Source organism: Jannaschia pagri, assembly GCF_019655435.1.
Lineage (GTDB): Bacteria > Pseudomonadota > Alphaproteobacteria > Rhodobacterales > Rhodobacteraceae > Jannaschia > Jannaschia pagri.
Window position 1 is genome coordinate 464,935 of sequence record NZ_BPFH01000001.1, and the last position, 13,764, is coordinate 478,698.

The following is a 13,764-nucleotide window of genomic DNA, read 5'->3' on the forward strand; positions in this document are numbered from 1 at the left end:
TTGCGAAGGGACCATGGGATGCTGAACTACGAAGTCTGGGACGTGTTCACGGACCGCGCCTTTGCGGGCAATCCGCTGGCCATCGTCGAGACCGATAGCGGTTTGACAACCGCGCAAATGCAGACGATCGCGCGGCAGTTCAACCTATCCGAGACGATCTTTCTCATGCCGCCCCGGGACCCGGCCCATTCCGCGCGGGCCCGGATCTTCTTCCCGACCGCTGAAATCCCGTTTGCGGGGCATCCGACGATTGGAGCTGCGATGTTCCTATCCCAGCGCACGGGGTCGGACCTCATCACGCTGGAGGAGGAAGCCGGCTTGGTACCAGTGCGCATCCGCGATGGCATTGCGGAGTTCACTGCACCGGTCGTACCGCACGCCCATGGCGGGCCCTTAACGGCGGATCTATGCGCCAAGGCCTTGGGGCTCAGCCTGTCTGACATCGGGCCCCTAGCCCCCGGCGCCTTTGCCGGTGGACCCGCTTTCGCGTATGTCCCCGTCCGGGACCGCGCCGCACTCGCCCGGGCCAAGCCGCTGGAACCCGCCTGGTCAGAGCTTATGGCAGCGGGGGATGTGGACAGCGCCTACCTCTACGATCCCGATTTCAACAGCCGCATGTTTGCGCCCACGGCTGGCATCGCCGAAGATCCGGCTACGGGCTCCGCAAGCGCCATCTTGGCTGCGCATCTTTTGGCAAACGGGTCTCTCGACGACGGGACCACGGACCTGGCGTTGACCCAAGGCGAAGACATGGGGCGCCTCTCGCGGATCGGATTTTCTGCCGACGTCGCGGACGGTGCCCTAGTGGCAGTCCGCATCTCAGGCCAGGCTGTACCTGTCGCAGAAGGCCGTATCAGAATCCCAGGGTAAACCGTCGGGTCAGACCGATTCGGGCGGAGACCTGATCGTCATCCACGGTAATCGGGCTGTCGGCAGCATCGTTGCGAAGGCGGTCGTAGCGCACCGCCGCGTCAATGCCCCAGCGGTCGTTGATCTGATACCCGGCGCCGATTTCGATCCCAGTGGACAGCAAGCCGCCGCTCGCCTCGAACGGGGCGAAGGCAGAGGCGCCCGCCTCCCCGGGGGTCACGCCAAAATAGGTCGCTGCATAATCGCTGTCGCCGAAGAAGGCGCGCGGACCGGCCCGTAAGGTGAGACGGTCAGACGGCCGCAGAAAAACGTCCGCCCCCAATTCACCCACGAAGGCTTCGTGGCCAATGGCACCGTATCGCACATTGCCGAAGACCTCGAAATTCTCGGCGCTGTAGCGCAAGCCAGCGCCCAGTTCGAGCGAGGCATCCACGTCATTCAGGCCCGCAAGCTCGGCATCGTCGCTGGCGCTCCGCTCTCCGATGTAGCGAAAAGACCCAGTGACGCCGAACCCGCGTGGCTCATAGAGGGGATCCGGGTTACCAATCGTAAACTCGCCCAGCCGCAAGTAATTCAACTCAAACCCGACGTCCGCTGAGGCATCGCTGGAATCGGAGCCGAAGTACGACGGCGCGACACCAACGCCGCCCCGCAGCGTAAAGCCGAGGGCCGGGCCGCTGCCCTGTGTCGACAAAACCGTCCGACCCGGATCACTCCCAAGCGGGACCTGGCGATCCGCTTCCTGGGCAGAGGCCAAGGAGGTCAGGCCAGTTAGGATCGCAGCGGCAAAGGCGACGGAACGGTTTGGCATAAGGACGTAACTTTCAGCAGGCAGACGCATCCCGCGTCTCGTCCTTACTTAGCACAGGATGCCCCAACCGCACCTCAAACTTCCGTTAAAATGAGTGACATGCCTAAGATCCCCGGCTAGCCCGGTGATATGTTGTCATATCAGCACAATTATCACGCAGGAAACGCGGCGGATGTCCATAAGCACGCTCTGCTGGCGACGACCTTGGCCTATATGACACGCAAGGATAAGGCCCTGACCTACATGGAAAGCCATGCGGGGCGTGGCCTCTATGACCTGTCTGATGCCGCAGCGCGGCGCACCGGCGAATCTGATGCGGGTGTCACGCGACTGTTGACCCGGTTTCCGCCCGATCATCCCTGGCGCGAAACCGTGGAGCGGACGCGTGCCATCCACGGCAGTACCGCCTACCCCGGGTCGCCCTTGATCGCGCAACATCTGTTGCGCCGCTTCGACAGTATTGAACTGGCCGAACTCCACCCTCAGGAATACGCGCGCCTGGTTGAGGCCATGCCAAAGGCGCCAAACACCCGGCTGCACAAGCGTGACGGCTTGGAAATGGCGAAGGCGCTTACCCCGCCAGACCCGCGGCGGGGCTGCTTGATGATCGACCCGTCGTGGGAGATGCGCGACGATTATGGGACACTCGCCAAGCTGGTTCCGCTGATCCATCGGAAGTGGAACGTGGGCGTGATCCTGTTGTGGTATCCGCTGCTCGCCGATCAAAGGCACAAGCCGATGGTGAGCGCGTTGCGCGCCGCCATCCCGGACCTGTTTATCAGCGAGGTTCGCTTCCCACCGGCGCAGGCTCACCACGGGATGCAGGGCTCTGCCATGGCTGTGGTCAACACACCCTGGGGATTGGAGCAGGCCGCCCAGGACATCGCGCACATCTTTGAGAGGACATAGCACCATGGCAAAGGGATATTGGATCGCCCACGGACGGGTCGACGACGTCGAAAAGTACGACCTCTACCGTGCGGCGAACGCAGCCCCCCTCGCAGAATACGGCGGGCGGTTCCTGGTCCGCGGCGGCGCGCGCGAAACCGTCGAGGGGACCGCCCTGCCCCGCACCGTTGTGATAGAGTTTCCAAGCTACCAAGCGGCGCTCGACTGCTACCGGTCCGAGGGCTACCAGGCGGCGCTCAAACTCCGACAGGGCATCAGCACCTCGGACTTGGTCATCGCAGAAGGGTGGGAGGGCTAGGCGTCCCTGGCCAGAAGGAGCCAGCCTCCCTATATCAGTCCCATGTTTGCTGACTTGCTTCGGCGTCTCACCGCGCCTGCCCCCGACCGCCTTCCCGAACCCGATGCACGTGTGGCGCTGGCCGCGCTGATGGTGCGTGTCGCGCGCAGTGACGGGGATTACGCCGCAATCGAAGTGGCGCGGATCGACCGCATCCTGATGCGGCGCCACGGTCTAGACGCCAGCGCCGCCGCAGACCTGCGGGCCCAGGCCGAAGCCTTGGAGGCGGAGGCCCCCGACACCGTGCGCTTTACCAAAGCGATCAAAGACACTGTCTCGCTGGAAGACCGCATTGCCGTGATCGAGGCGCTCTGGTCCGTCGTCTTGGCCGATGGCGCCCGCGACGCGGAGGAGGACGGATTGCTCCGCCTCTTGGCAAACCTGCTCGGAATTAACGACCGAGACAGCAATCTGGCACGCCGCCGGGTCGAAGCGCAGGAGTGATCCAATGATCGCCAGCCTCGCCTGGTACCCCGCCGCGCGGACGGGCTGGGACAGTCTGTGGCGTGGTATCCGCGAAGACTTGGGCTTTGGTCCGTCTGACCTGACCTGGCCAGATGACTTCGCACGCCATTGGCGCGATCCAGACTTGCTCTTGGCGATGACCTGCGCGCTGCCCATGCAGCAGGGACTAGCCGACAGCGTTCACGTCGTCGGCAGCCCCGTCTGGGACGTGCCAGGCCTGCCGCCAGGGCAGTACGCGTCGCACATCGTCACGCGACCTGACGACACGCGCGCCTTAGCCGATGTCGCTGCCGATGGTCTCGCCGTCAACGGATGTGACAGCCAATCGGGCTATGGCACCTTGGTCACTGCTGGCCTCGTCATGGGACCCGGCGACGTGGTTGAAACCGGAAGCCATGCAGCCTCCATGGACGCGGTGGCCAGTGGGGCGGCGGGCCTGGCCGCCATTGATGTAGTCACCTGGGCCCTGGCGCCCCGGTCGGACCTATCCATTCGGGCAACGACGCCCCCCACCCCGGCCTGTCCGTTTATCACCGCGCGCGCGGATTGGGTTGCGCCGCTGCGTCAAGCGATCACCCGGGCCATCGCCCGTCAATCGCCCAGAGATCGGGCAGCCACGCGTCTGGTGGGTCTGACGTCGCTGGACCCGGAGGCCTATGCCACCTGCCGCAACGCCCCCCATTGCAATCGGGAAGATTCTGCTGCGTAAACGGGTAGTCTACCCGCCACGACAGGTCCCCCGTTGTCAAACCGTCCCCCCGTGATCGAGATCCGTGCCTTACACAAAGCCTATGGTCCGCTGGACGTGCTGCGCGGTGTGGATCTGACGGCCTGCCAAGGGGAGGTGGTGTCGTTGATCGGGTCCTCGGGGTCCGGGAAATCCACGCTGCTGCGGTGCGCGAACCTGCTGGAAGACAGCCAAGCCGGTGAGATCCTGTTCTGCCAGGAACCAGTCACCTGGCGCGGCAGCGGCCATGCCCGCAGGCCAGCGGACGCCGCGCAGATCACACGCATCCGCACGAACCTGAGCATGGTGTTTCAGTCCTTCAACCTGTGGTCCCATCTCACGATCCTACAGAACGTGATGGAGGCGCCAGTTCAGGTCCTGAAACGCGACCCCGCAGAGGTTGAGGCCAAAGCGCGAGACTACCTTGCAAAGGTCGGGATCGCCGACAAAGCCGACGCCTGGCCCGCGCAATTGTCCGGCGGCCAGCAACAGCGCGCGGCGATTGCCCGCGCCCTCGCGATGGAGCCGAAGGCGCTCCTGTTCGATGAACCGACCAGCGCGCTGGATCCGGAGTTGGAACAAGAGGTCGTCAAGGTCATCAAAGCCCTGGCCGAAGAGGGCCGGACCATGGTGATCGTGACCCATGACATGAAGCTGGCCGCCGACGTCAGCGACCATGTCATCTTCCTGCATCAGGGCAAAATCGAAGAGGAGGGTCCCCCGGCCGACCTGTTTGGATCCCCCAAATCGGAGCGGCTGCGCGGGTTTTTGGCGGCAACCGCCCATTAAGACTTCGGGACTGTCCACCAAAGGGCGGCCCACAACACGGAGAGAAAAACCATGAAACTGATCCTGTCTGCCCTGGCGTTGACCGCCACCACGACCATTGCCCTAGCCGATGGCCATAGCGTTGTGCGCATGGGGACCGAGGGCGCCTATGCCCCCTACAACTTCATCAACGACGCAGGCGACATCGACGGCTTTGAGATCGAGCTGGGCAATGAACTCTGCGCCCGCGCCGAATTGACCTGTGAATGGGTCACGAACGAATGGGACTCGATCATCCCAAACCTGACATCCGGCAACTACGACACGATCATGGCCGGGATGAGCATCACCGACGAGCGGGACGAAGTTATTGACTTCACACAGAACTATTTCCCGCCCGCCGATAGCGCCTATGTCGGTCTGACCGCCGACGCCGACACAACCGGTGTCATCGCGGCACAGACCAACACCATCCAGGCGGGCTTCGTCGCCGAATCTGGCGCCACCCTGTTGGAGTATGCGACCTACGACGAAACCATCGCCGCCGTCCGCAACGGCGAGGCCGATGCCGTCTTCGCCGACCGCGACGCCCTTGTCCCAACGGTCGAGGAATCGGGCGGTGAGTTGAGCTTCGTCGGCGAAGGCGTGCCCCTGGGCGGGGGCGTCGGCATGGGGGTCCGTGAAAGCGACGGAGAGTTGAAGGCAACCTTCGACGCCGCCATTACCTCCATGAAGGAGGACGGGACGCTGAACGCCCTCATCGTGAAGTGGTTCGGCGAAGACGCCGCGACCTACGAATAAGGTCAGTGCTCCGGGGGTGGCTGGTCCGCCCCCGGAGCCATTCGGCGCGCGCATGTGGCAGATGACAGAGACGGTCGACACGTCCGCGGGGCGCGTCGCTTGGGGGGCCGCTGGACAAGGCCCTGCCCTGGTCCTGGCCCATGGCTGGCCGTGGTCATCCTACACATGGCATCGCGTCATTCCCGCCTTGGCCCGTCATGCCCGCGTCAACTGGTACGACATGCCGGGGTTCGGAGCCTCCCAGAAGGACGGACCACGGCCCGCGTCGCTCGATACCCAAGGCGAGGTCTTCGCAGAACTGCTCCTCCGGTGGGGCCTGGATCAGCCCAACGTGGTGGCCCATGACTTCGGTGGGGCCGCGACCCTGCGCGCGCATCTTCTGCATGGGTGCGACTATGGCCATCTGATCTTGATGAACGTCGTGGCCATGCGGCCCTGGGGATCTGCCTTCTTCGATCACGTGGGGCGCCATGTGGACGCCTTCACGGGCCTGCCGCCCCATATTCACGCAGCCATCGTCCGGGCCTATATCGAGGGCGCTCTGGTCCGGCCCTTGCCCGACGAAGAACGCGTGCGCTTGGCCGAGCCATGGCTATCGGAGGAAGGCGCCCGGGCGTTCTATGCGCAATTTGCCCTCGCCGATGAGGCGTTCACGGCAGAGATTGAGCCGCAGTTCGGCGCGCTCCGCTGTCCGACGTCGGTCCTGTGGGGCACCGATGATCCCTGGATTCCCCTGGCGCGCGGTCAGGCGCTGGCGGACCGGATCGGAACGGAATTGCAGCCCTTGGACGGCCTGGGTCACCTGCCCCAGATGGAGGTGCCGGAACCGGTTGCCCGAGCGCTTTTGGATATCCTGTCGGAGATGGAGTGATGTTCGCCTTCTGCACCGATCCATCGACCCTTGATGGTCTCGCCTGGTTGGCCTGCTATCTGACAACTGGCAAACATATGGCGTTCTACGGGGCCTTCGGCACCGTCCTGATCCTGCTCGCCGTGACTGCGCCAACGGCCCTGGCCTTCGGGTTCGGGGGCGCCGTCGCTGCGCGCAGCCGCGTGGCTCCGATACGCTGGTTCGGCAAAGGGTATATCGCGATCGTGCGCGGTGTGCCCGATGTGGCCTTCTTCCTGTTTTTCGTCATTGCCCTGGACCAGGCGTTTGAATGGCTGCGGCATCACGTGAAATGCCCCGATTGGACGGACCCAATCCGGCAAGGCACGGATTTCTTGGTCTGTCCCGAGGCAAAGCTTCCGCTCGGAACGGCGCCACAATGGGTCCACGAAGGGTATGGGTTCGCCCTTGCGGTGCTAACCTTCGCCATCGTGTTCGGAGCGTTCGCGGCAAACGTCCTGTTCGGCGCCATGCGTGCAGTACCCCGCGCACAGGTGGAGACGGCTGCGGCCTACGGCATGACGCCTCGCCAAACGTTCCATCGCGTTATTGTGCCGCAGATGTGGGTCTACGCCCTGCCGGGTTTGGGCAACCTCTGGATGGTTTTGATCAAGGCGACACCGCTTTTGTTCCTCTTGGGGGTTGAGGACATCGTTTACTGGGCCCGGGAATTGGGGGCGGCCAAGACGCCCAGGTTCTCCGACTATCCACACCCGGACTGGCGGATGTGGTACTTTCTATCGCTTCTGGTGTTTTACCTGGCGTTCACCCGCGTGTCCGAAATCGCCATTGCGCGCTTGTCGGATCGGCTGGCGCGGGGGCAAGCTACGGCAGCCGGTGAGCGCCTTCGGAAGGAGACCCCATGAGTGTTCAACCAGGACCGCCTCCGGTTGACCGGAGGCCCGCCCGCGGTGCACCGCGGGCCAGGGGATTGTGATGGAGGACTGTCTCCAAACCCTTGCTGACTATGGCCTGCGCTCCCTCGGGATCGGGGAGCGGCTGTTGCCGCGCAGTGATTTCACACTCTGCCAGCAGGTGGTCCTCATCGGATCCGGTATGATCTGGAACGTCTATTTCGGCATCATCGCGCTTGTGACGGGCTTCGCCTTGGCCACGCTTGTGGCCGTGGGCAAGGCATCGGCACATCCGCTGGCCCGCAAGCCGTCAGAATGGTTCATTTTTCTGTTCCGAGGCTCACCGCTCTTCATCCAGTTCTTCTTTGCCTACTTCCTGTTTCTCTCGCTGAAGCAGGTCGTGCCCTGGACCGAACCCCTCTCTTCGGCCTGGGCAGGCGCGCTCGTGGTGCTGTTTCTGAACACGGCAGCCTATTCGGGCGAGATCTTCTACGGTGCGCTCCGGTCCGTTCCTAAGGGCGATCTGGAGGCCGCGGCCGCCTATGGCCTGACGGGGTGGACGCGGTTTCGCCGGATCACCTGGCCGACCATGCTGCGCTTGGCGTGGCCCGCCTATACCAATGAAGCGGTGTTTTTGTTCCACGCGACGACGCTGGTTTTCTTCACGGGGTTCCCCGCCCGCCAGCAAAAGGGGGACGCGCTCTATTATGCCCAGTACTTCGCCGACAAGACGTTCAACCCCTTCGTGCCCTATCCCATCTTGGCAGGGTATTTCGTCCTGCTCACCCTCATAATCTTGGGAGTCATGGGGTTGGTGAACGCTCAGCTACAGCGCCACTTGCCACTGGACCGGACGCAGCGGCGACCGCGCCTCCTGCCCCAGATCATGCGTTGACCGATTGCGTTCGATGGCGGCGCCCGCAGAGACCTCGGGGCACCTTCGTCGGACAGGTCAGTCATTCCCGCTAGCACGGCCCCCCCAGCACCATGGCCCAATACGGGCCACCCCGCCCCTCAGCGCGAGCCACCGCCCCGTGGGAGAGCGTGGGATCCAGGATATTGGCGCGGTGCGGCGGGGAGGTCATCCACGCGCGAACCACAGCGCGACCGGTCCGTTGGCCCGCCGCGACGTTTTCGGCAACATAGCAACCGGCAAAGCCGGCAGCCCGCAAGCGGTCAACCAAGCGCGACCCGCCGGGTCCGTCGTGCCCCGCCCGCCGCACCCGGGCCATGTGGTTCGCTTGCACCTGGGCCGCTTGGGCCAAAGCAGGGGCAATGCGCAGCGGTGGCAGCCCAGCCTGCACCCGTGCTTGCGACGCGAAAGCCAGGGGGTCCGCCTTGGCAGGTGCGGCCAAAGTCACAAACAGAAAGAAAACGAACCTGAGCATCAGCAGCCCTCCTCCTCGCTGCATACACCCAATTCCCTACCAAAGCCCTACAGCGGCACAGGCTGTGGCCACCCGCCCCCTCCTCCGACCTTGCGAAACGACCTGCTTTGTCCGAAGTCTGAGGCGACCCTTCGTTCCGTCCGCCCGAGGTTCCATGCACATCGGCATCCTTCTTGCTGGCCATGCCCCAGATCCGATCCGCGCCGCCCACGGGGATTTCGACGCTATGTTTGCGCGCTTGCTCGCCGATCAGGACATTCACGTCACATCCTTTGATGTGGAACAGATGGTATTTCCCGAAACCCCGCGCGATGCGGACGGCTGGCTCATCTCCGGCTCGCGCCACGGTGCCTATGAGGATCACCCGTTTATCCCGCCGTTGGAGCAGTTTATCCGTGATGCCCACGACCAGAGAACACCCCTGGTCGGCATCTGTTTTGGGCATCAGATCATTGCGCAGGCCCTGGGCGGGGTCGTCGCGAAGCACCCGGACGGCTGGACGATCGGTCGGCGGAGCTATGCCACCGACCGAGGGCCTGTGACGTTGAACGCCTGGCACCAGGATCAAGTCATCGTACCGCCAGAGGGCGCGCGGACGCTGGGACATCACGCGGAATGCCCCCATGCGATCTTGGCCTATGACACCGCCCTGACGGTCCAAGCGCACCCGGAGTTCGATGCCGCCACCCTAGAGACCTATGTCGCCTTTAGGATGGGCTCTGACGCCTACCCAAAAGACCGCCTTCAGGCCGCCCGAGACGGCGCCGGCCCCGTGGACCAAGGGCGCCTCGCCTCGGCCATCGCTCGCTTTTTCAAGACCGGAGAGGCCTATGTCTGACCATCCTGGCGCCCATTGGCTGACCCATATTCCGGACCACGCCACGGCCTATCTGGAAGGCCGCCGCCTGGATGAGGTGGAATGTATCGTCGCGGACCTCTCGGGCATCGCCAGGGGCAAGGCGATGCCCGCAGCCAAGTTCGCCAAACAGGCAAAGTTCTACCTTCCCAATTCGATCTTTCAGCAAACGATTACAGGGGATTGGGCCGAAGACGGGGATGCCGCCTTCCTAGAGCCGGACATGGTGCTGACCCCCGATTTCGCGACCACCAGCGCGGCCCCCTGGACCGCCGATTGGACGGTGCAGGTGATCCATGACATGCACGACCAAGCGGGGGTGCCTGTCCCCACGGCCCCCCGCAATGTCCTGAAACGTGTCGTCGATCTCTATACGGCGCGCGGCTGGAAACCCGTCGTCGCCCCGGAGATGGAGTTCTACCTGGTTGCGCGGAACACGGACCCCTCCAAGCCGGTCGAGCCGCCCATGGGTCGGTCTGGCCGCCGGGCCGCAGGGCGACAGGCCTATTCCATGTCGGCGGTGGATGAATACGGGCCGGTCATCGACGACATCTACGACTTTGCCGAAGCCATGGGTCTCGAAATCGACGGCATCCTGCAAGAGGGTGGCTCTGGCCAGGTGGAGATGAACCTGCGCCACGGGGATCCGGTGAAGCTGGCCGATGAAATCTTTTACTTCAAACGCTTGATCCGCGAAGCCGCGCTGCGCCATGATTGTTATGCGACCTTCATGGCCAAGCCGATCCAGGACGAGCCTGGCAGCGCCATGCATATCCATCACTCGGTGGTGGACGTGGCGACGGGCGAAAACCTCTTTGTCTCCGGGGATGGGACCGAAACGCCAGAGTTTCTGCACTTCATCGGTGGCATGCAGAAGCACCTGCCCTCGGTCATTGCGATCCTGGCGCCATACGTGAACTCTTATCGCCGTTATGTCAGGGACTTCGCCGCCCCGATCAACCTGGAATGGGGGCGCGACAACCGGACAACGGGGCTGCGCGTGCCGGTGTCGGAGCCTGCGGCCAAGCGGATCGAGAACCGGATCGCTGGCATGGATTGCAACCCCTATCTGGGCCTCGCGGCGTCGCTTGCCTGTGGCTACCTGGGCCTTGTGAACAAGATCGATCCGGCGCCGCAGTTTACCGGCGACGCCTACAACAGCGCCGATGGCATCCCGTCGCATTTGTCCGAAGCACTCGATCTGTTTGAGACGGCGCAGGAAATCCACGAGGTCCTGCACCCCGATTTCGCGCGGGTCTATGGGGCCGTGAAACGCTTGGAGTACGGCGCGTTCCTGCAAGTCATTTCCCCGTGGGAGCGGGAGCACCTGCTACTGAACGTATGAGCTGGCTGCACGCCAACGGCGATGACGGGACCTGGCCGCGGACCTGGTATGCGGACGGCTTGGCGTTGCCCGCGCCCTACGCGCCTTTAGTTGGCGCAGCCACGGCAGATCTCTGCGTGATTGGCGCCGGGATCACGGGGTTGTCGGCTGCGCTCCACGCCGCTGAGGCCGGGATGTCGGTCATTGTGCTTGACGCCCAAAGGGTCGGTTGGGGCGCGTCGGGCCGGAATGGGGGCCAAGTGGGATCGGGGTTCAACTGGGACCAGGACCGGCTTGAGGCGCGGCTGGGGCCCAAGGCGGCCCGGGCCCTCTGGACCGTGGCGGAAGAGGCTAAGTCACTGACGAAACGCCTTATTCACGCCCATGCACCAGCGGCGGATCTGCGCCCGGGCATCCTGTCGGCGGTTAGAACCGAGGCAGAATTGGCGGGATACGCCGAGTGGGCGGAGGGCATGAACCGTGACTATGGCACGGCCTATACGGCCCTTGATCGGAGCGATCTGGAACACAGGATCGGGACGACGGCCTATGCGGGCGGAATACTCGATCCATCCGCCGGGTATTGTAACCCGCTTGCCTATACCCTCGGTCTTGCGCGGGCCGCGGCAGCGGCAGGCGTGCGCATCCACGAAGGCTCTGAGGTGACGCGCATCGGGGACCGGGTCGAGACCGCTGCGGGCGCGGTCACCGCCCGGTTCACCCTGCTTGCGACCAACGGATACGCGCCTCACCTGTTGGCCAAAACAGCGGCGCGGGTGTTGCCGATCAATAACTACATCGCGGTCACGGCCCCGCTTAAGACACCGCCCTTCGACCCCAGTTTGGAACCCCCAGCGGTCGCGGATTCCCGCTTTGTCGTCAATTACTTCTGGCAGACCCGGGATGGCCGGCTGGTCTATGGCGGAGGGGAAAGCTACGGGCGCCGCTTCCCCTCGGATATTGCCGGTCGGGTGCGCCGTAACCTGCGCCGCGTGTATCCGCACCTCGCGGATGTGGCCTTTTCCCATGCCTGGGGCGGGACACTCGCGGTCACGGCGACCCGTTTGCCCTACGTGGCCGAGGTGGCGCCAGGGGTCTTCTCGGCCGGGGGGTATTCAGGCCATGGGCTCGCGCTCTCGGCCCTCTGCGGCGCAACCTGCGTGGACGCCATGCGCGGACAGCGGGACCGGTTCGACGTGCTGCGAACCCTACCGGTGCCCGCCCTGCCCGGGGGCCGCTGGCTCGGGCCCTTAGGGGCACAGGCAGGGATGCTGCTGGGCGCGGTGGCGGACCGGTTACGGCCCTAGAGGGACGTACACCCCCTGTGCAGACGCCTGTACACCGTCTGTGCAAACGTCAGGGACCTCGTCACACGGCCAAACAGACGTGGATCCACCGACAAAGCCGACAGGTAAAACGGCGCACCGTCGGTGAAGCATGGAGACGCGCGCCCGGTCGTCCGCTCCTTCAAATGGTCGTCCAAAACGCTGAGCCGTTCGGGGTGACGATGCCCGTGACCCGGCCCTGCCAGCGGGGCAGTCATGGACCTATCCCGCCTCGCGCCAATCCGCGTTCGCCAGTTGGCCAATTTGTAAGAGCAAGCAACGACGCCGTCCGACCGTCACTTCCACCCGAATGTGTCGACTGGGGGTGGATGAACTGGAGGGAACCACGGACGAAGCGTGGGCGCGCAGAAACTGCGAATGGTTCGGCGGCGTCGGCCTACCAGATGGAGTTGAACAAATGCTTGAAATGGCGCGCTGGGGAGGATTCGAACCCCCGACCCCTTGATTCGTAGTCAAGTACTCTATCCAACTGAGCTACCAGCGCACTACGGGGGTGCGAATAACTGTCCGGTGCGGCGGGCGCAAGGGCCAAGTGACCGGAAACCGCGGCAGTTCGGGGAAGATCCCGCAGATGGTCGCGCGCTTGGGATCAAGCCCCCTGCCACAGACCGACTAGGCCGAGCCACGTCAGACGCACACCCGCCACGGCCAAGACGACCCGCACCAGCCAAACAAAGGCCTGCGCCCCGAGGTAGCGGTGCAAAACCGTGCCCAAGGCAACGCCCACCAAAAGCGCCGGGGAGAGCCACAGGCTAACCGTCAAAGTCTCCGCGCTCAGATGGCCCATTGCCCCATAGGCCACCGTTTTGATGGCGTTCATCGTGAAAAAGAACATGGTGTTCGTTCCGACGAAGACTGCCTTTTCAAGGTTTTGGCGCAGCAAGATGCCCTTGACCGGAGGACCGCCCGCATGGGCGACGAAGCTGGCGAACCCCGACAACATGCCCAGCGCAAAGACGGTGATAGGCGTTGGCTGCGCTGTGTCTGTCCGCACCCACAGGGCCTGAGCGACGAAGCCCAATGCCAGAAGCCCGATCCCAAGGCGCACCATATCCGGGTCCAACGCCACGAAGCCGCCAGCCCCGAGCGACAGCCCCAGAAGCGCGCCGGGCAACAGCATTGCGACCACAGCGGGGCGCCACCGGGCGCGGTATTGGACGACGATCAGGATATCCATGGCCAAGAGGATCGGCATCAAGACCGACGCGGCCAGTTGGGGCGACACGTGGAGGCTGAGCAATGGCACTGAGAGGACGCCAAGCCCCCCTCCGAACCCGCTTTTGGAAATACCGGTGAGGAGGATACAGGCCGTTGCGAGGGCGTAGAACGTCAGGTCCAAGTTCATCTTGCCCGCGTAGCAACCGGCATAAAAGCATCAAAACGATTTGATTTGCATCTTAAAATCGCAGTAGCTGATTT

General features: G+C 64.0%; 16 protein-coding genes and 1 tRNA gene. 13 read left to right on the forward strand and 4 right to left on the reverse strand.

Going from position 1 to position 13,764, the window contains the following annotated elements; all coding sequences use genetic code 11:
- Positions 1-18 precede the first annotated feature (18 nt).
- Positions 19-870 (forward strand): PhzF family phenazine biosynthesis protein, encoded by an 852-nt coding sequence (locus K5R33_RS02365; protein WP_220747356.1) that lies wholly within the window; start codon positions 19-21, stop codon positions 868-870.
- Here K5R33_RS02365 and K5R33_RS02370 read toward each other — a convergent pair.
- The gene (locus K5R33_RS02370; protein ID WP_255576076.1) at positions 854-1,711 is read right to left on the reverse strand and encodes a MipA/OmpV family protein; all 858 of its coding nucleotides are present in this window, start codon (positions 1,709-1,711) and stop codon (positions 854-856) included. The genes K5R33_RS02365 and K5R33_RS02370 overlap by 17 nt on opposite strands.
- A gap of 99 nt (positions 1,712-1,810) precedes the next feature.
- Between K5R33_RS02370 and rlmJ the strand changes: the two genes are divergently transcribed.
- The 9 genes from rlmJ (at position 1,811) to K5R33_RS02415 (ending at position 8,326) form a co-directional block, all read left to right on the forward strand.
- Positions 1,811-2,590, forward strand: coding sequence for a 23S rRNA (adenine(2030)-N(6))-methyltransferase RlmJ (rlmJ, locus tag K5R33_RS02375; RefSeq protein ID WP_220747357.1), 780 nt, complete (start codon positions 1,811-1,813; stop codon positions 2,588-2,590).
- A 4-nt stretch (positions 2,591-2,594) separates the two neighbouring features.
- Complete coding sequence (locus tag K5R33_RS02380; protein WP_220747358.1) at positions 2,595-2,888, forward strand: DUF1330 domain-containing protein; 294 nt, start codon at positions 2,595-2,597, stop codon at positions 2,886-2,888.
- Between the two features lie 42 nt (positions 2,889-2,930).
- Positions 2,931-3,371 carry a tellurite resistance TerB family protein gene (locus K5R33_RS02385; RefSeq protein WP_220747359.1) on the forward strand — a complete coding sequence of 147 codons (441 nt, stop codon included), beginning with the start codon at positions 2,931-2,933 and terminating at the stop codon, positions 3,369-3,371.
- 4 nt (positions 3,372-3,375) lie between these two features.
- Positions 3,376-4,101 (forward strand): phosphate/phosphite/phosphonate ABC transporter substrate-binding protein, encoded by a 726-nt coding sequence (locus tag K5R33_RS02390; RefSeq protein WP_220747360.1) that lies wholly within the window; start codon positions 3,376-3,378, stop codon positions 4,099-4,101.
- 33 nt (positions 4,102-4,134) lie between these two features.
- Complete coding sequence (locus K5R33_RS02395) at positions 4,135-4,908, forward strand: ABC transporter ATP-binding protein (protein ID WP_305067739.1); 774 nt, start codon at positions 4,135-4,137, stop codon at positions 4,906-4,908.
- A 51-nt stretch (positions 4,909-4,959) separates the two neighbouring features.
- A complete protein-coding gene (locus K5R33_RS02400) occupies positions 4,960-5,688 on the forward strand; it encodes a transporter substrate-binding domain-containing protein (protein ID WP_220747361.1) in 729 nt (242 codons plus the stop codon).
- A gap of 52 nt (positions 5,689-5,740) precedes the next feature.
- Positions 5,741-6,559, forward strand: coding sequence for an alpha/beta fold hydrolase (locus K5R33_RS02405; RefSeq protein WP_220747362.1), 819 nt, complete (start codon positions 5,741-5,743; stop codon positions 6,557-6,559).
- Positions 6,559-7,443 carry an ABC transporter permease gene (locus K5R33_RS02410; protein WP_220747363.1) on the forward strand — a complete coding sequence of 295 codons (885 nt, stop codon included), beginning with the start codon at positions 6,559-6,561 and terminating at the stop codon, positions 7,441-7,443. Before K5R33_RS02405 ends, K5R33_RS02410 begins: the two co-directional genes overlap by 1 nt.
- 70 nt (positions 7,444-7,513) lie before the next feature.
- Positions 7,514-8,326, forward strand: a complete 813-nt coding sequence (locus tag K5R33_RS02415) for an ABC transporter permease (RefSeq protein ID WP_220747364.1) — start codon at positions 7,514-7,516, stop codon at positions 8,324-8,326.
- A gap of 70 nt (positions 8,327-8,396) precedes the next feature.
- On the opposite strand, the gene K5R33_RS02420 is transcribed toward K5R33_RS02415, so the two are convergent.
- Positions 8,397-8,819: a CAP domain-containing protein gene (locus tag K5R33_RS02420; RefSeq protein WP_220747365.1), complete on the reverse strand. Its 423-nt coding sequence runs from the start codon at positions 8,817-8,819 to the stop codon at positions 8,397-8,399.
- A 154-nt stretch (positions 8,820-8,973) separates the two neighbouring features.
- Between K5R33_RS02420 and K5R33_RS02425 the strand changes: the two genes are divergently transcribed.
- The 3 genes from K5R33_RS02425 to K5R33_RS02435 are packed head-to-tail and all read left to right on the forward strand — an operon-like array spanning position 8,974 to position 12,306.
- Positions 8,974-9,657: a type 1 glutamine amidotransferase gene (locus K5R33_RS02425; protein ID WP_220747366.1), complete on the forward strand. Its 684-nt coding sequence runs from the start codon at positions 8,974-8,976 to the stop codon at positions 9,655-9,657.
- Positions 9,650-11,020, forward strand: coding sequence for a glutamine synthetase family protein (locus tag K5R33_RS02430; protein ID WP_220747367.1), 1,371 nt, complete (start codon positions 9,650-9,652; stop codon positions 11,018-11,020). The genes K5R33_RS02425 and K5R33_RS02430 overlap by 8 nt, the downstream gene beginning before the upstream one ends.
- Positions 11,017-12,306 (forward strand): NAD(P)/FAD-dependent oxidoreductase, encoded by a 1,290-nt coding sequence (locus tag K5R33_RS02435; protein WP_220747368.1) that lies wholly within the window; start codon positions 11,017-11,019, stop codon positions 12,304-12,306. The genes K5R33_RS02430 and K5R33_RS02435 overlap by 4 nt, the downstream gene beginning before the upstream one ends.
- 446 nt (positions 12,307-12,752) lie before the next feature.
- Here K5R33_RS02435 and K5R33_RS02440 read toward each other — a convergent pair.
- Positions 12,753-12,829, reverse strand: a tRNA-Arg gene (locus K5R33_RS02440).
- Between the two features lie 105 nt (positions 12,830-12,934).
- Complete coding sequence (locus K5R33_RS02445; protein ID WP_220747369.1) at positions 12,935-13,690, reverse strand: sulfite exporter TauE/SafE family protein; 756 nt, start codon at positions 13,688-13,690, stop codon at positions 12,935-12,937.
- Positions 13,691-13,764: the final 74 nt, after the last annotated feature.